At 61.1% G+C, this 15,960-nt stretch carries 15 protein-coding genes; 4 read left to right on the top strand and 11 right to left on the bottom strand.

The window, feature by feature from the left end; translation table 11 throughout:
* Nucleotides 1-197: 197 nt before the first annotated feature.
* Nucleotides 198-2,207 (top strand): GH25 family lysozyme, encoded by a 2,010-nt coding sequence (locus BJ994_RS09935; RefSeq protein ID WP_167993754.1) that lies wholly within the window; start codon nucleotides 198-200, stop codon nucleotides 2,205-2,207.
* 6 nt (nucleotides 2,208-2,213) lie between these two features.
* On the opposite strand, the gene BJ994_RS09940 is transcribed toward BJ994_RS09935, so the two are convergent.
* The 7 genes from BJ994_RS09940 to BJ994_RS09970 are packed head-to-tail and all read right to left on the bottom strand — an operon-like array spanning nucleotide 2,214 to nucleotide 9,785.
* Entirely contained in the window at nucleotides 2,214-3,635 is a 1,422-nt protein-coding gene (locus BJ994_RS09940; RefSeq protein WP_167993755.1) for a lipopolysaccharide biosynthesis protein, read from the bottom strand.
* Nucleotides 3,617-4,768 carry an aminotransferase class I/II-fold pyridoxal phosphate-dependent enzyme gene (locus BJ994_RS09945; protein ID WP_342450348.1) on the bottom strand — a complete coding sequence of 384 codons (1,152 nt, stop codon included), beginning with the start codon at nucleotides 4,766-4,768 and terminating at the stop codon, nucleotides 3,617-3,619. The genes BJ994_RS09940 and BJ994_RS09945 overlap by 19 nt, the downstream gene beginning before the upstream one ends.
* A gap of 24 nt (nucleotides 4,769-4,792) precedes the next feature.
* Nucleotides 4,793-5,812, bottom strand: coding sequence for an SDR family NAD(P)-dependent oxidoreductase (locus BJ994_RS09950; RefSeq protein WP_167993756.1), 1,020 nt, complete (start codon nucleotides 5,810-5,812; stop codon nucleotides 4,793-4,795).
* A gap of 2 nt (nucleotides 5,813-5,814) precedes the next feature.
* On the bottom strand, nucleotides 5,815-6,873 hold the full coding sequence (locus BJ994_RS09955) for a sugar phosphate nucleotidyltransferase (RefSeq protein WP_167993758.1): 1,059 nt from the start codon (nucleotides 6,871-6,873) through the stop codon (nucleotides 5,815-5,817).
* Nucleotides 6,863-8,038 carry a UDP-N-acetylglucosamine 2-epimerase gene (gene neuC, locus BJ994_RS09960; RefSeq protein WP_167993759.1) on the bottom strand — a complete coding sequence of 392 codons (1,176 nt, stop codon included), beginning with the start codon at nucleotides 8,036-8,038 and terminating at the stop codon, nucleotides 6,863-6,865. Before neuC ends, BJ994_RS09955 begins: the two co-directional genes overlap by 11 nt.
* Nucleotides 8,035-9,099 (bottom strand): N-acetylneuraminate synthase family protein, encoded by a 1,065-nt coding sequence (locus BJ994_RS09965; RefSeq protein WP_167993760.1) that lies wholly within the window; start codon nucleotides 9,097-9,099, stop codon nucleotides 8,035-8,037. Before BJ994_RS09965 ends, neuC begins: the two co-directional genes overlap by 4 nt.
* Nucleotides 9,096-9,785, bottom strand: coding sequence for a PglD-related sugar-binding protein (locus tag BJ994_RS09970; RefSeq protein ID WP_167993761.1), 690 nt, complete (start codon nucleotides 9,783-9,785; stop codon nucleotides 9,096-9,098). Before BJ994_RS09970 ends, BJ994_RS09965 begins: the two co-directional genes overlap by 4 nt.
* Nucleotides 9,786-9,902: 117 nt before the next feature.
* On the opposite strand from BJ994_RS09970, the gene BJ994_RS09975 reads away from it, so the two are divergent.
* From BJ994_RS09975 to BJ994_RS09985, 3 genes are read left to right on the top strand one after another with little or no spacing between them, the layout of a single operon-like run.
* On the top strand, nucleotides 9,903-10,904 hold the full coding sequence (locus tag BJ994_RS09975; protein WP_167993762.1) for a Gfo/Idh/MocA family oxidoreductase: 1,002 nt from the start codon (nucleotides 9,903-9,905) through the stop codon (nucleotides 10,902-10,904).
* A 31-nt stretch (nucleotides 10,905-10,935) separates the two neighbouring features.
* Entirely contained in the window at nucleotides 10,936-11,706 is a 771-nt protein-coding gene (locus BJ994_RS09980) for an acylneuraminate cytidylyltransferase family protein (protein ID WP_167993763.1), read from the top strand.
* On the top strand, nucleotides 11,699-12,484 hold the full coding sequence (locus tag BJ994_RS09985; protein WP_167993764.1) for an SDR family oxidoreductase: 786 nt from the start codon (nucleotides 11,699-11,701) through the stop codon (nucleotides 12,482-12,484). Before BJ994_RS09980 ends, BJ994_RS09985 begins: the two co-directional genes overlap by 8 nt.
* Before the next feature lie 48 nt (nucleotides 12,485-12,532).
* On the opposite strand, the gene BJ994_RS09990 is transcribed toward BJ994_RS09985, so the two are convergent.
* From BJ994_RS09990 to BJ994_RS10005, 4 genes are read right to left on the bottom strand one after another with little or no spacing between them, the layout of a single operon-like run.
* Nucleotides 12,533-13,567, bottom strand: coding sequence for an acyltransferase family protein (locus tag BJ994_RS09990; RefSeq protein WP_167993765.1), 1,035 nt, complete (start codon nucleotides 13,565-13,567; stop codon nucleotides 12,533-12,535).
* 13 nt (nucleotides 13,568-13,580) lie between these two features.
* Nucleotides 13,581-14,627, bottom strand: coding sequence for a hypothetical protein (locus BJ994_RS09995; protein WP_167993766.1), 1,047 nt, complete (start codon nucleotides 14,625-14,627; stop codon nucleotides 13,581-13,583).
* Between the two features lie 34 nt (nucleotides 14,628-14,661).
* Nucleotides 14,662-15,561 carry a glycosyltransferase gene (locus BJ994_RS10000; protein ID WP_167993767.1) on the bottom strand — a complete coding sequence of 300 codons (900 nt, stop codon included), beginning with the start codon at nucleotides 15,559-15,561 and terminating at the stop codon, nucleotides 14,662-14,664.
* Nucleotides 15,561-15,959 carry a DUF2304 domain-containing protein gene (locus tag BJ994_RS10005; protein ID WP_167993769.1) on the bottom strand — a complete coding sequence of 133 codons (399 nt, stop codon included), beginning with the start codon at nucleotides 15,957-15,959 and terminating at the stop codon, nucleotides 15,561-15,563. The genes BJ994_RS10000 and BJ994_RS10005 overlap by 1 nt, the downstream gene beginning before the upstream one ends.
* Nucleotide 15,960: the final 1 nt, after the last annotated feature.

A 15,960-nucleotide genomic window follows, 5' to 3' on the forward strand; every position in this document is an offset into this window, starting at 1 on the left:
AGACTGATATTGCTTGTTCGCTGCCTAAAAGCGTAGGCGAGAACCAGGCATCGACCTAGCCGGGTGTACTGGCCTGTGGATAAGTCCACACAAATCAGTCACTTTTGTCCCTCTGGTCACATCAGTAACACGCAGGTACCCTTACTTGGGACAACGCCCCGCCCTACTGGGGATTGCTCTTATCTGGAGATTTTCTCGTGATAGCTTCTCGCGCCTCGAAAACCATCGCTCTTTCATCCCTCGTAGCCCTCACCCTGATTTCCGGCATGACTCCGGCTGTGGGAACGGAGCTCACAACGCAGGAAACCGCCCCTCCGGCGCAGTCGCCCAGCGTGTCGAGCCAAACCCCAGCAGCTCAGCCTTCCGCGGCTGAACCCACGGCTCCAGCGGTCGAAACAGAACCGGCACCTACCGAACCGGCGGTAGTACCAAATGCGTCTGCCGATCCCGCGCCTGAGTCGACCCTGCCGGCTGAACCCGCGCCGTCGTCGTCGGTTCCGGCCGCACCCACCGCGCGGGAGGAACTCACCCCTGAGGACTACGCCAACAACCCGGAACTGCTCGCCGAGCTGATCGGCCGGAACGGCGCGGAGATGGGACAGGGACTCGAGAGGATCGCTGTTACCGGAGATCCACAACAGGCAACGCCTGCTGAGTCGCTGATGCCGGAGGGCTCGGCACGTTCCTTGGACGCCGCGCCCAAGGCAGCGGCGGCACCCGCTGCAACCAACTACTGGCAGCCCTCCACCGGCGTGCTTGGCGTCGACGTCAGCAGCCATCAGGGTCAATACGTGAACTGGAACGGTGCCTGGAACTACGGCTCGCGGTTCGCGTACGTCAAAGCCACGGAAGCGCTGAGCTACAAGAATCCGTACTTCGGTACGCAGTACACCCAGTCCGGGAACCGCGGCATGATCCGCGGCGCCTACCACTTCGCGATCCCGAATGTCTCCAGTGGAGCGGCGCAGGCAAACTACTTCGTGGCGAACGGTGGCGGCTGGTCACCCGACGGCAGGACGCTTCCGCCGCTGCTCGACGTCGAGTACAACCCATACCCTTCACTGGGCAACACCTGCTACAACATGAGCGCATCGCAGATGGTGAACTGGATTCGCGACTTCTCGAACCGGATGGTGACCCTCACCGGTCGCAAGCCGATGATCTACACCACCACCGACTGGTGGAGCCGGTGCACGGGGAACAGCAGCGCTTTCGCCGACCATCCCCTACATGTCGCGTCCTACAACAACTCTGGAGCTGGCACACTGCCCCGTAGCTGGAGCTACTACAGCGTGTGGCAGTACACCAGTTCCGGGCCGGTCATCGGTGACTGGAACCAGTGGAACGGCTCGTTGACGTCGCTGCAGGCATTCGCCCGCGGGTCGGGAGCGTCAGGCTCATCAGGAGCCATTCATCAGGCGTGGCTCCGGTCCGGAGGGGCCAACGGTCCGCTTGGAACTGCCAGATCCTCCAGTGACATTTGTGGCCTTCACGGCGGCGGATGCTATCGGTCCTACGCCGGCGGAAACATCTACTGGACAGCGGCCACCGGCGCTCACGCGGTGACCGGCGCATACTGGAAAGCCTGGGGAGAAGCCGGCTGGCAAATGAAAATCGGCTACCCCACAGCCGGCGTCCGCTGCGGACTCCACAACGGCGGCTGCTACCAATCCTTCACCGGCGGCAACGTCTACTACCACCCATCCGGCGGAGCACACGCAGTCACCGGCGCATACTGGAAAGCCTGGGGAGAAGCCGGCTGGCAAATGAAAATCGGCTACCCCACAGCCGGCGTCCGCTGCGGACTCCACAACGGCGGCTGCTACCAATCCTTCACCGGCGGCAACGTCTACTACCACCCATCCGGCGGAGCACACGCAGTCACCGGCGCATACTGGAAAGCCTGGGATGAAGCTGGCTGGCAAATGGGAACCCTGGGGTATCCCGCCGATAGGGTGCGCTGTGGCTTGCACGGGGGCGGTTGCTACCAGGAGTTCACCGGAGGGCACATCTACAACACGAGCGCCACCGGAGCGAACGCTGTTACGCAGCCCTACCGGGAGGCGTGGCGATTGTCCGGTTGGCAGATGGGGCGCCTTGGCTATCCCCTGCAACCCGCAGTTGCCTCACAGGGCTACCGGAACGTCGAGTTCGAAGGTGGTTGGCTGCGGTGGACAGCTACCGGCGTGCAGGTGCGCTACAAGTAACATCCCTCAGACGCGCTTACGCCCCCGCCGCCATAGAACGGCTCCTGCGATCCCCGAAAAGAGAGCGACTGCTGCGCAGGTGAAAACGCCGGTTAGTAAGTCGGTTGGAAGGAGAACGAGGACAACAACGTAGGCGATCGCCGTGACGGAGCAGAGTACGTATAGTCCTACGGGCCAGCCGCCGTGTGCCCTCTTCCTCACGAGGAAGAAGTACACCAGCCCGAGCACCAGAAAGGCTGCGGCGTTTGCCAATGCCACAGCTACCAAATTTCCGTTCAGGGCCGGGCCTACTGCGAGCGCAACTCCAATCAGCAGAACGGCTGGCGTGACAACGGCAAGAATGCCGGTGCGCCTGTCAGAGAACAGCAGGGTTGTGGCGTTCAAGTAGAGGACGTATCCCAGCGCGGTCAATGGCATGATCTGCGCCACCGGAATGAGGTCCTCCCTGCCATCCGCGAGAATGTGCGTCATCACGTTGGCACTCCCGGACGCCAGTACAACGATCCCGAGGGCGGCGAGGCTTGCCGTCGACATCGTCTCATGCATCCGGCGCGGCCGCTCCTCCTTCGACGCAGACATGATGCGCGGCACCCACACGTTGTTAAGTGCTCCCAGGAGGGTGATAGTGCCCAGGATGAAGACCTGGACCTTGCCGTAGTCACCCGATGTCGCAGTACCGCTGATGAACGCGAGAAGGAACACCGCGCCCTGAGTCAGTAGCATCAGGGCTCCCGTATGCGGCAGGACCGGAAGCCCTATGGCGAGCGCTTCCCTCACAGCACCCGGGGTCGCTGAAGGTGAAGCGGGCGGAGCGATGAGCAAGGATAGGCACGCGGTTACCACAACGGCCAGGGCGAAACCTGCCAGATACAGCCAGGCAACCGGTTCGATCAACCAGATCGCCAGTAGTCCCGTGACGTGTGCGCCCACGGACGCGCCGATGCTGAGTCCCACGAAAGCCACCGGTCGCTCCTGCGCCCTAAGAATAGCCTGCGCCGCGAGTACAGAAGCGAGGACGCCCATGGTGACCAGGGCAATTGTGAAGGTTGCCGGGCCCCTTCCCTCGACTGCCGACTGGTACAGCCAGAATCCCAGGGCCGCGGCCAGTCCCAGAGCCAAGCCGGCGATGCCGAGGAATCCGCTGATGGCGCGGGCACGCAGCGGCCCGTCCTTGTCGTCGAACCAGGCTCGGGTGATGGCAAGTGGCAAACCCGCAGCGGCTAGCACCACTCCCACCTGAATCACCGATACGGCGATGATCAGTTCTCCCCATTCCCTGTCACTATCCATGATCCGGACGGCGAAGGGCTGCACGAAAACTATACCGAGGCCCTGGAGTAATGCTCCGACGAGATAGAAGGCCGAGTTCCGGTGGCTTCCGCTTTCCACCACCGACCCGGCAGGTTTGCTCACCGAGTCTGTAACCACGCCAGGACCCGCTCGATCACCCGTTGCTGATCGGCGTCGCTGAGGTCTGTGGAACATGGCAGGGAAAGTCCTCGGGCGAATAACTCTTCGCCCACGGCGCCTCCGAGGACCTGCTCCTTCGCCAAGGGCGGCTGCATGTGCAGCGGCCGCCACAGAGGACGGGATTCGATGTCCGCTGCACCCAGGAAATCCTGGAGGTTGTCTCGTGTTTCCGTGCCGGGCTCCGCCGAGGGAACCAGGATGGAGTACAACCAGTAGGTTGACTCCTCACCGGGCATACCGGGTGGACACGTTATCGGCGTCCCGGCGAAAGCGTCGTTGTAGCGGGCGGCGATGGACCTCTTCCGGGCAACAAACTCGTCCATCCGGCTCAACTGCGCAACGCCCAGCGCCGCAGCAATATTGGTCAGCCGGTAGTTGTAGCCGATCTCATTGTGTAGATATCCGCGTTCCGGCATCCGGGCCTGGGTGGACAGGTGCTTGGCACGCCGCGCGAGCTCCTCGTCGTCGGTAGTGAACATGCCGCCGCCGCCGGTGGTCATGATTTTGTTTCCGTTGAAGGAGAACGCTGCCATGTGCCCCACCGTCCCAACATGGCGCCCAGCCAGCGGACCATCGGACCAGGTTGCGCCTAGCGCCTCCGCAGCGTCCTCGATCAGGACCGCCCCGAATTCGTCCGCGATTTCGCGCGCACCGTGCGCGTCCGCAGGTTGACCGAGTATATGGACCAGTTCGATAACCTTCGGCAATTTCTCGCCTGCTGATCGACGGCGGAGGAGTTCCGTTCGCAGAATGTCCAGGTCCATTCCCCATGAGTCCGGTTTCGAGTCGACCAGGAGCAGATCCGCAAACTGATAGGAGGCAGCGTTCGAAGATGCCATGAAGGTGAAATCCGATACGGCTACAAGATCGCCCGGTTGCACGTCCGCAAGACGCATTCCAAGGTGCAGCGCAGCGGTGCCGGAGGAGCACGCCACCGCGTACGGGGCTCCCACATACTCTGCGAACCGGCGTTCGAACTCGGTTACATACTCTCCAACTGAGGAGACGAAGCCGCTGCGCATGGCGTCAGCGACCAGGTCAGCTTCTGTCTGTCCGATATTCGGAATGGCAAGGGGAACTCGGGTTGACACGTTTGCGCCTTTCACTAGTGCCGGTCAGCGTGCGTAGCGTGCGGCGGCTTTGGCGGTGATTCCGCGAGCCTGAATCCATTCGGCGCTCCGCCGAAGACCCTCTTCAAGACTTGTTTGCGGGACCCATCCGAGTTCCTCCAGCGCCTGCGAGGGATCGGAAAGCAGCCGCATCACCTCGCTCGCCTCCGGGCGAACCCTCACATCTTCGGTCACAATCTCCGCTTCGGAGCCGGTCACCTGGCGCGCAAGGTCGACCAGCTCGCCGATACTCACGTCATATCCGGTCCCCAGCTGAATAACCTGTCCTTCCAGTGGGATATCGGCCGTCGCCGCCCGAAGGAAGCCATCCGCAGTATCCGCAACAAAGGTGAAGTCCCGGCGCGGAGTGAGCGATCCCAACTGAATCTGTTCGGCACCTGCGAGCATCTGCTGAAGGATCGTGGGGATTACCGCGCGAGCGGACTGTCTGGGGCCGTAGGTGTTGAAGGGACGCAGAACAACAACAGGGGTTTCGAAGGAACTCGCCCACGCTTCGCAGAGCTTGTCCGCAGCGATTTTTGTGGCGCTGTACGGGGATTGACCGCGCAGTTCGTTCTGCACGGTAATGGGTACTGTGCTTGGAGTTCCGTAAACCTCGCTCGTGGAGGTATTCACCAGACGGGGAACGCTGTGGCGACGGACCGCTTCGAGAACATTGAGGGTCCCTGTCACGTTGGTTTCCACATATGAGCGAGGCGCTTGGTAGGAGTATGGAATCGCTATGAGTGCGGCTAGATGGAGAACGACCTCGGATCCCGCAACAAGGTCCGAGACGAACTCGGAATCCCGTACATCGCCGAGTACAAGGTCAACGGAATCGCGTTCTTCCTCGCTGAGGTCATCCAGCCACCCGTAGGACCCATTCGAGTTGTAGATGCACAGCGCGCGAACGTTGGCTCCTTCGGCGATCAGCCGCTGTGTGACGTGACTACCGATGAAGCCATCGGCGCCGGTGACAACGACAGTCTTTCCTCGGAGATTGTGGGCGCTCTCTTTTTCCAACATGGTCATTGTCCTTTCGCTGCTGCCAGATCTTTGGGTGTGCCTACATCGATCCAGTCGGACAGCATGGGCCAGGCGGATACCCTTTTGCCCCCGCGGATGCACGCGTCGATAAGATCCGGCATTGAATACGGCTCCCGGTAGGGAACCATAGCAAGTGTCTCCGGCGACACCGCATAGATTCCCGAGCTGATCTCGAACTCGATGTTTGGTTTTTCGACCACTCCGGTAACCGAACGGTCTGAGCTAATTTCGAGTACTCCGAATGGCACCTGATGGTTATACGGTCTTGCTGCCACGGTGAGCGCCGCGCCATGGTGGCGGTGGAATCGCAGGAAGTCGGCTGCCGAGTAATGCACCATCAGGTCCGCATTCGTGACGATCACCGGCTCGGAGATTTCCGGTGCTTCCCTGTGCAGGAGGCCAAGCGCGCCAGCTGTATTGAGCGGACGCTCCGGATCTTCGTGAATGTAGGAGATCCGACAGCCCAGCTGCTCACCATCACCGAGGTGGTCGATGATCTTCTGTGCGAGGTGGGCCACACTGATGTATACACGGGTGATGCCCGACTCGACCAGCCCGAGAAGCACCCATTCAATGATGGTGCGGTCTGCGACCTTCATGAGGGGTTTAGGGGTTTCCTTGGTAAGGCTGCCCAGTCTGGTTCCTTTGCCGCCTGCCATGATCAGCGCAACATTTGGCAGCTTGGGTTTGCCGACGATGTCAGTCAACGTTTGAAGCCCGACCAGAACCCCGTCGTCGTCGACGACCGGAACCTCGCTGATGCGGATACTCCGCATCAGATCGATGACGGCGGCACGCGAGGTTGACGGGTTAACCACTTTGGGATTGGCGTTAACGAAGTCAATGACGGTGCTTTCCAGGCCAGCTCCAGCCAGCAGCGCCCTTCGAACGTCCCCGTCCGTCACGATTCCGAGCAGGTGCCGGCTCTCATCGATCACGAGGGCAACGGAGGAGGCACCCCGGTCGATCGCCAGCAGGGCCTCGCGGACAGTCGCGCTGCGTTCTACACAGGCATCCTTGAGTGAACGGTCATTGCTCATCCTGAACTCCTCCGACACAAGCATCGACGAAAACTTTTGACATAGGCTCATCAACCGAGCCGGTGATGACCTGAACGATCCTTCCGGCGGCTCGCCCGTCGCCATATGGGTTCGCCACATAGGGCGCACGGGAGCTGAAGTCAGCTCCCAGGGCCGTGCTGATCGCCGTCTCGAGGTCCGCCGTGTTATCCGCAGACCAGATGACATTAGTGCCGCGCTCCCGCCCCTTTTGCCGGTCGCCGACGTCCACTGCGGGAAGTCCGAATGATGCCGCTTCAATGATGCCGCTCGAGGAATTGCCGACCATCAGATCCGCAGTGGCCATGACTCTGGGATACGTCCTGCCAAGGCTGGCACGAATTACGAGGTTTGGGACTTTCCCCTGCTTCAGTTCAGCGAGGACAGCCAGGATTTCCTCACGACCGGCGTCGAAACCCGGATTCGTCAGAATGAGCGTGCCGGCCATCCTGAGGCTGGTCTCGAATACCCGTCGCGCGACCACGCCAGGAGACTCCTCAGAACCGGCTGTTACCGGATGGTATGTTCCGACGATAAGTGGACGATGCAGTGGAACCTGAAACTCTTCCTCGAATTCCGAACCGCTCAACGGAGTCGCCTCAAGGAAACGGTCCAGGCCGGGTGCCCCGGTGCGGTGAATACGCGCCGGGTCTTCTCCCAACTGCTCGACCCTTCGAGAGGCGCCGGCGGTGCTGACACAGTGCTGGTCCGCCAGTTTGGTCAACGCATGCCGCACGCGCTCGTCGAGAGCGCCCTCAGTCACTTCGCCGCCATGGAGGTGAATCACCCGGACCCCCATAAGGAGTGCGGACGGGACCGCGTACAGCAATTCCCACCGATCACCGAGCACCACCAACGCATCGGGCTCAATGGATTGAACAAGCTCGAGAAACTTCAGGGAAAGCTCGGCCCCGAGCCGCCCCTGGCCGACCGGAGTGCTGTCCTGAAGAAAGAGCCCCAAATCATGGTGCGTGTGGGCATCCCGACGTAATCCCGCATCCAACAGGACCTCACGGCTTGTCCCGCCCTCGAAGCCCACGGCCGTGGCAATGTGCAGTTCAACGTCGGCGCTCTCCTCAAGACCAACAAGAACAGGACCGAGTGGGAACAGATCTGCCCTGGTACCTACGAACGCCAGAACCCTCATGGAACTTTTCCGACCGATCCGGGCGCCACCGGAACTCCCGCGGGGAGATCGCGGAGCGCGACGGCGCCGACTACATGGGCCGACGGCTTCATCCCTCCTTCGGGACGCAGGATTGCCACATCCTCCTCCGTGATCACGGCGCCCTGGGGGATGGAGCGGACGGTGTGGTAGCTGCGCCTTACAAGGTGGGCGTTGTCCTCTTCGCTGGGCATACGGCGTTTCCGTCCATCTCCGAGGCTTTCCTTGGCCGCGCGAACATCAGACACATAGTCTGCGAACTGGGCGGCTTCCAGGCTGGCACGGTGGTCGGGCCCGTTTCGCTCCCGGTCCGTGGTGATGTGTTTCTCCAGTAGTGTCGCGCCCAATGCCGTTGCCGCAACTGCAGTGACTGAACCGGGAGTGTGATCGGACCAGCCGATCTCAGTGCGAAATTTTCGCCGCATTGCCGGAATGGCCAGGAGGTTCGCCTCGCCTAGTGGCGCGGGGTACGCCGATACGCAATGCAGAAGAACAGTGGCGGGGGCACTAGCTGTCGCCTCGAGGGCTTCGTGAATTTCCTCCGCGCTGCCCATGCCGGTGGAAACGATCAGGGGGATGCCAAGTTCTGCGATTGTTCGCAGGAACGGCACATTTGTCAGCTCACCGGAGCCTATTTTCAGCCCGGGGACACCAATCTGCGCCAGCATCTCAGCGCTTGCAACATCGAATGGTGTGGAGAGGAACGTGATTGCGCGCTCGTCGCAGTGCTGTTTCAGTTCTTCCCAGGCAGCATCCGGAAGCGTCAACCTCGTGAGCATCTCGGACTGGGACTCGGAGAATCCTGCCTTCTTCTGGTAAGGCGTGGTGGCCGCGCCGGCTGTAACGAGAGCAGCCGGGCGAAACGTCTGAAATTTCACGGCGTTTGCGCCAGTGTCCGCAGCAATGTCAATCAATTGATGTGCGACCGCCACGTCACCGTCATGGTTGACACCGGCCTCCGCGATGATGAAGACGTCCTCGTTCAGGCCCAGGGAGTGGTGTCCGAACTTGATGGATTCAGCATGCCCGGTCTGGTTGCTCATTCAGTGATGCCTTTCATGGACGTTGTCGGGGCGGCGGGAACGCCAACATAGGTTGTCGATCCCGGAAGGTCCTTTGTCGCCACTGCGCCTGCGCCAAGGATGACGTCATCCGCCACCGATATGCGCGGAAGCACCCGCGCACCGGAACCCACAAATACCCTATGGGCGATCGAAGCTTCTCCCAAAAGCATCGCGCCGGGCGCGAGATGGCATGAGTCGCCGGTCGCAGCGTCGTGCTCCACAACCGCCGAGGTATTGACGATTGTCGCCGCTCCCACGGTAGCGCCGGGTCCTACGTGCGCGTGTTCCAGGATCTGGGTCAGCGGGGCCAGATCGGCTGTGGGATCGACGGTGGCACTGTGGGCGACCAGCGGTACGAGGTTTTCCGGGGGCAGCGCCTCCAAGAGCAGTTCGGCGAGCCGCCAACGAACGTGGTTTGCACCGATTCCGATGCAGACGGAAAGGTTACGGTTGAGCGCGAACTCAATGGCGTCGTCGTCGTTCGAGAAAGACTTCTGAACAGGCTTCCATTGGCCCCCACCGTCACCGACAACGCCTGCAACCGTGTCCCCCCGTCCCCGAATAACGGAGAAGAGACTGCGCGCGTGGCCACCCGCTCCGAAGATGATCCATTGCCGGGTACCAGGAGAGCGCAGGTCACTGTTCTCCGACGCCTGTAAGTCCATTTAGATACGCTGAGCCTCGACACTAGAGTTGGTGAGCATGATTTACGAATTCTATCCGGCGCCCGGACGGTGAATGTGCAGCAACAACGTGAGGCCATTTCGGTTAGAGGCCGTGGGGTGCGTGCACTCGTCAGGGGGACAGGGTCGATCGGCGCACGCCACCTGCGCGTGCTCGAATCCATGGGGGTGGACGAACTCTATGCCTGGCCCGTCCGGAAGGGCACAGGTTCTACGGAACGCGCGGATATTCCGTCACGTACGGTCTTCGTGGATACCTATCCGAACGCTCCGCTGGACCTCATCATCATCGCGACCGATACGGTTCGGCATGTCGATGATGCCCTTGGAGCCGTCGAACAGAATCCCCGCTCCGTTCTGCTGGAAAAGCCCGTGGCGCCAACCGTTCAGCAGTGCCGGCCTCTCCTCGACCACCCACGCGCCTCCATTGTCTCGGTGAGCGCACCCCTTCGATTTCATGACGGCTACGTCGAATTGGCGCAACTGCTGGAGCAGGAAGGCACACCGACCTCGGCGCAGATAGTCTCGCAGTCCTGGCTTCCCTCCTGGCGCCCGGGCAGGGATTACAGGCAAAGCTACTCGGCACGGTCCGATGAGGGCGGTGCCCTGCGCGATCTTGTGCACGACATCGATTATCCGCTCGCGCTCCTTGGCACACCCGATACCGTCGTAGCCCGGCTCGGACGTGGGGTGCTGGGAATTGAGGCCGAGGAGTCCGCGGACCTGCTCTGGCACAGTTCCGGGAAAGAACACCCGCTGGCAGTGTCGGTGAGGCTTGACTACGTATCTCCTGTGAAGAAGCGCGAAATCCGCATCGCTACCGCGCACAGTGCCCTGTCGTGGAACGTTGTCACCAACTCCGTGATTGTTGAGCGCCCGGGCAGCGTTCCTGAGCTCAGCGTTCATCCGGGTGACGGCGACGTTGACAACGTACTTGCCCGTCAAAGCGGAACCCTCCTGCAGCGGGTGGGAGTGGTCGTCGACGGGTTGCGGCATGAATACAACGCCGCGTCCCTCCAGGCGGGTGTGCTCGCCGTTGCCGTATGCGACGCAGCCCGCCTGTCAGACCGGACGCGCAGGGGCGAAACGGTAGTGTTATAGCCGGATTCCATCGCTCAACCCAAGGTGCCCTATGACCACACGTACCGATCCCAAAATCCTCGCCGTCATCCCTGCCCGGGGCGGCTCGAAAGGTCTACCGGGAAAGAACGTGCGTCCTCTGCTGGGGAAACCGCTGATCGCCCACAGCATCGCGTTGGCGGAGCAGCTCGGAGCGTCCGTTCGTTGCATCGTGTCTACGGATGATCCAGACATCGCAGAGATCGCCCGCCGGCATGGTGCGTCCGTTCCGTTCCTCAGACCGGCCCATTTCGCAACCGACACGGCCCCGATGAGCGGGGTCCTGAGACATGCACTGGCGGAGATGGAGAACACCACGGGCGAGACCTTCGATGTCGTGCTCCTGCTGGACCCAACGAGCCCAACCCGGACGGCGGAGAATGTTCTGGCCGCAGTCAATAAGCTGATTGCCAGCGATGGAATCGACGGCGTTGTCTCCGTATCGGAACCGTTCTTCAATCCCACGTGGGTAGGCGTGCGTCCCACGGCCGACGGAACGCTCGAACGCTACTTCGATGCTGGAAGAGGTGTGGTTCGCCGCCAGGATGTGCAGCGCTACCTGCGCATCAATGGAAGCTTCTATGCGTGGCTGTCGCCGTTCGTGCGCAGACTGGAGTCCAGCTGGTTCGACGAGGGAACCCACACCTACTTCGAAATTCCCGAAGCCCACGCCTTTTCCATCGATGACGAGTCCGAGTTCCGGCTTGTTGAGGCAGTAGTTCAGGCCGGGCTGGCACCTCTTCCCGGATTTGCCACCAACAAGGAGGAGGCAGGCCGTGCTTGACCTTTTTTCGCTTCAGGGTCGCCGCGCATTGGTGACCGGCGGTACCGGCCCCCTGGGCCGGGTGCTCTGCGACGCTCTCGCTGGGCTTGGGGCCGACGTCGTTGTTTCGGATCTTGATCAGGACCTCTGCGATCAGTTCGCCACCGAACTGGCCGAGAAGCACGGGATTTTTGCAAGTGGGCTTGCAACGAATCTGCTTGACGACGACGGCGCATCCCGCCTCGCGAGGGCAGTTACAGGCTCCCTCGATGTGCTGATCAACAATGCAGCCTTTACCGGAACGGCGAATATCCCCGGCTACGCTGTTCCTTTCGAGGAACAGTCCGACGAAGCTTTCATGCTTGCGACAAAACTCAACCTGCAGGTGCCATTCACCCTTACCCGGATGCTCGCGCCGCAACTGCGTGAATCCGGTCATGGATCCGTGATCAACGTGTCCTCGATCTACGGTCTCGTGGGGCCGAACATGGGGCTCTATGAGGGTACCCAGATGGGTAATCCGGCAGCGTACGGTGCGACCAAAGGCGGTGTCGTGCAGCTGACCCGTTACCTCTCAACGGTGCTGGCGCCCGGCATCCGGGTCAATGCCTTCGCGCCCGGCGGCATAGCTCGAGGGCAGGCGGAGGAGTTTACCGAGCGTTACGAGAAGCTCACTCCCTTGCGCAGAATGGCTACAGAGGATGACTTCCGCGGCGTAGTGATGTGGCTGGCATCCAGTGCTTCCCGGTATGTGACGGGGCAGACCATTCCGGTGGACGGAGGATGGTCAGCGTGGTAAGTGTCATAAGTACTGGCCGCCGAAACAACCGCCAGCTCGATCGACTGCTCACACCAACGACGCAGCGGGCAGCTGCACTGTCCGCCTGCGAAACCGGCCCCCGAACTTCCTGCTGATTGGGCGTTCCAACAGGTAATACGAGATGGACGCAACGAAAAACGCCGTGCCCCATCCGACCATCGACTCAAGCGGCTGCGGCAGCGCCTGCACCGCAGGAGCGCGGAACACCGGATAATGCCAGACATACAGTCCGTAGGAGATTTTGGCCGTGTGCCTGACGAACGGGTTGGCTGCCCACGTACCCCGTTGAACCACAGCCCAGCAAACAGCTACAGCGGTGGCACCCTGTAGCGCGACCATACCAACCGTGAAGTAGGACCATCCGGGCGGCCAGAATCCCGACGCATAGGCCAGCAGGAAGACCCAGGAAGCCACCACAATGGGGCGGTTGGGCTTCCACTCTCCGCGGTGATAGAACCACATCGCCAAGAGGCAGCCAATCAGGATCGCGTCTATCCTTCCCGGTCCGTTGTAGACCCAGCGAAGGGATTCCTCCAAGCTGGTCCAGTACGAGAATCGCCAGATCCAGATGCCCATAACCAGCGCGATCGCACCGCCGGCCCATATGCGCCAGCGGCCCCGAACCAACAGCAAGGTCAGGGGTGCAAGGAGAACGAACTGCTCCTGCGCTGCAAGCGACCAGGTGTGTGTCAACGGATGGATGTCGAACTCCATCGCGGCAGCGAAATTCGAAAGGTAGGACAAGACGAGTACGGCACCCAGGACTGACACTCCCATTGCCAGTCCGACGACGGTCACCGCGATGAGTGCCGGGTAGAGACGGATTGCGCGTCGGGCGTAGAAGGACTTGACGTCAATGCTTCCGTCCCTCCGCCACTCTTCCATCAGGGTGACCGTAACCAGGAACCCCGAGAGCGTGAAGAACAGATTAACCGAAACCAAGCCGCCGTCGTCAAGAAACCACTCCCAATTCGAGTGACCGACCATGAGCAGCAGGATGGCTACTACCCTGAACCCATCGATGCCCTGGCGGAACCCCAGAACGAAGCGTGCTTGTTCCAAATTTGGGAGTACTTCAGTTGGCGTTTTGACGAATTGCTCCCGAAGGCAGCAGTTCCTCGCTCACCAGGCGGGGAAGCGGCGAAGGCAAGTGTTTCAACGGGTGCCGCAACCAGTGCCAGGGTGAGAGTCCCACCTCAGTAATGTGCGCACCATTCGGGCGCTTCTTCAGTCCCAATACCGCCCTGGCCTTGTCGAACGGACCACTCAACCAGTACTCAAGAAAGGGTCCCGCAGAGGTCCGGTTCCAGCCGAGCAATTCCATCAGTTCCTCCGGCGAACGCATGTCCGTAAAGCCGAGCTCGTCTCCAGCAATGGCACGAAGCACCGATTGATCCGCCTCCGCGGAATGAAATTCGGGCCACAAGCGCTCCATGACCTTCCCAGGGTCCACATCAAGGTTGTGCCCCAACTGGAATTCGGGTCCATATAGTTCCACATCGGCACCCGCGACAGAGGCATACATGATGGATGTGGAGAGCCGGTTACTTACCACCCGGTTGGAAGACGCAACCAGTGAAAGTATCCGTCCCAGGAAACGTGGGTCCCGGCGATCGCCTGCTGATACCACTGTGTGGCCGTGCTTCGTCCATACCCCGGCCACGGAAGGGTCATCGAGGTCATCAACGTGGAGGCACACTGTACTTGGGCCCTCCCGTTGCAGGACCTCCTCCGCATACCCTGCATGATTCCCGGATACCTTCAGAAGTGCTGTTCCGTGCATCGGAAACACCAGTGTGCCCTGCCGATCCAGCGGCAGGGTGTGGCTCGCACGTGCCATCTCCAGCAGGTAGAGAAACGGCGCGCCGATCGCGTGCAGCTGCTGGGAGCCGTCCGGGAGAAGGTTCTCCGAATCCGTCGGAGAGAACGCACGGGACCGGCTTGTCCAGGAAAGGCGTCGGCGCCCCGGCCCCTTGTCAGCGAAGTCGCCGAACTGCGCGATGATGGGCGAGGTAACCGTCCACCCGTGCTGGATAAGACCAGAGACGTGCCTCAGCCGCGGCATTGAACAGTAAGCGGCGAGGACGCTGGAATGGCCGTAGTAGTGGTTCTGAATATCCAAGAGAGCTGCGCCTTAATTCCGTACCGGAACCCGGTTAGGGCCTGACTGCATGCCGTGCGAGCTTCCCCAGTCCGCCCCACGTGCGCGTTGAGGCGACCTTCGGCAGCAGCGTCAGCGCGTTCAGACGCGAGGTGAAGTGGACACGAGCGGATGCAGCTGCCTTCTTCCACCCCAACCTCTGGAAATCTTCAACGCAAGCGTCGAAGAACCGGCGTTCCTCGTCGAAGCGGCGGCCATCCAGCGCGCGTACGGAGGAATCGCTCTGCCTGTGGCGTCGGTACTGGAAGCAGACGGTCTCCGCTACGAGCAGCTTGCCTCCCGACATCAGTACGTCAAGAGCCAGCGCGAGGTCCTGGACGACGTCGTACTCAGGACGGAATGAATGGCTCTTGAGCGCCTTCGCACTCCACGCAATGGACGGGAAGTACAACCAGTTGCCTGAAAGCAAGCTGCTCGCTGCCCGCTCCCCCGACAACACCGCCCGTTCGCTCGCACCGACAGCACGCCCCCTCATCACCGTCTTCACACGATCTGACAACGGGGAGTAGACACGCGCGTTCTCGTCAATGATCTCCACGCCCGGCTGCACAATTGCTATCTCCGGACTCGACTCGAATGCCGCCCGAATGGTGGACAGGTAATTGGGCAACATCAGGTCATCAGCCCCCATGATGACTGCGATGTCGTGCTCCACGAGGCCGACGCACTTACGGTAGTTGCCGTTCGCCCCAAGATTGGTTTCGTTACGGTGGTACACCACACGTTGATCGGACGATGTGAGGTTCTCGAAATAGGCAGGCAGGGTATCGTCCGGATATCCGTCGTCCACGATGGTCAGCTTGAAGTCGGTGTCATCCTGACTCAGGATGCTTTGGATCGCAGCCTTCATCATGGGAACGTCCCCGTAGTAAGGGAACATTACGTCGATCGTCACTAAGATCCTGCCTTCTTCTCATTGTGCGGGCGAACGTGCGCGGTTGGATTTGATGGTGCTTCCCAGGGCCGCTCCGCCTCATCGAGAGCGATACGGCGGGAAAGCTTGGTTAGTGATATTTCCGTCTGACGGAAACGCTGATAGGTGGTTGCTACAAAAACCAGGAAACTGACCACAAGACCGTAGAGCACCAGATCCGTGCCACGGCCGATGCCGAACCATCCAGCTACCACCGACAGGAGCTCCGGGAAGAATATCGAGAGCACTGCTGCAAGGGTGAAAAGGATAAGCATGATGCGCCGGACAGCCAGGTGCCGTGCGTTTGAACCCCCGCGCATCAGTACGAGGGAAACGACGACGACGGCCACTATGAGTAGGGCCTGAATAAGAATAAGCATT

The organism is Arthrobacter pigmenti, assembly GCF_011927905.1.
Lineage (GTDB): Bacteria > Actinomycetota > Actinomycetes > Actinomycetales > Micrococcaceae > Arthrobacter_D > Arthrobacter_D pigmenti.

What these genes read in the sequence shown, in the direction of transcription:
- neuC (WP_167993759.1), bottom strand. Translation starts at nt 8,038, where the DNA reads ATGAGGGTTCTGGCGTTCGTAGGTACCAGGGCAGATCTGTTCCCACTC.
- BJ994_RS09980 (WP_167993763.1), top strand. Translation starts at nt 10,936, where the DNA reads ATGACCACACGTACCGATCCCAAAATCCTCGCCGTCATCCCTGCCCGG.
- BJ994_RS09955 (WP_167993758.1), bottom strand. Translation starts at nt 6,873, where the DNA reads ATGAGCAATGACCGTTCACTCAAGGATGCCTGTGTAGAACGCAGCGCG.
- BJ994_RS09950 (WP_167993756.1), bottom strand. Translation starts at nt 5,812, where the DNA reads ATGTTGGAAAAAGAGAGCGCCCACAATCTCCGAGGAAAGACTGTCGTT.
- BJ994_RS09965 (WP_167993760.1), bottom strand. Translation starts at nt 9,099, where the DNA reads ATGAGCAACCAGACCGGGCATGCTGAATCCATCAAGTTCGGACACCAC.
- BJ994_RS09970 (WP_167993761.1), bottom strand. Translation starts at nt 9,785, where the DNA reads ATGGACTTACAGGCGTCGGAGAACAGTGACCTGCGCTCTCCTGGTACC.
- BJ994_RS10005 (WP_167993769.1), bottom strand. Translation starts at nt 15,959, where the DNA reads ATGCTTATTCTTATTCAGGCCCTACTCATAGTGGCCGTCGTCGTCGTT.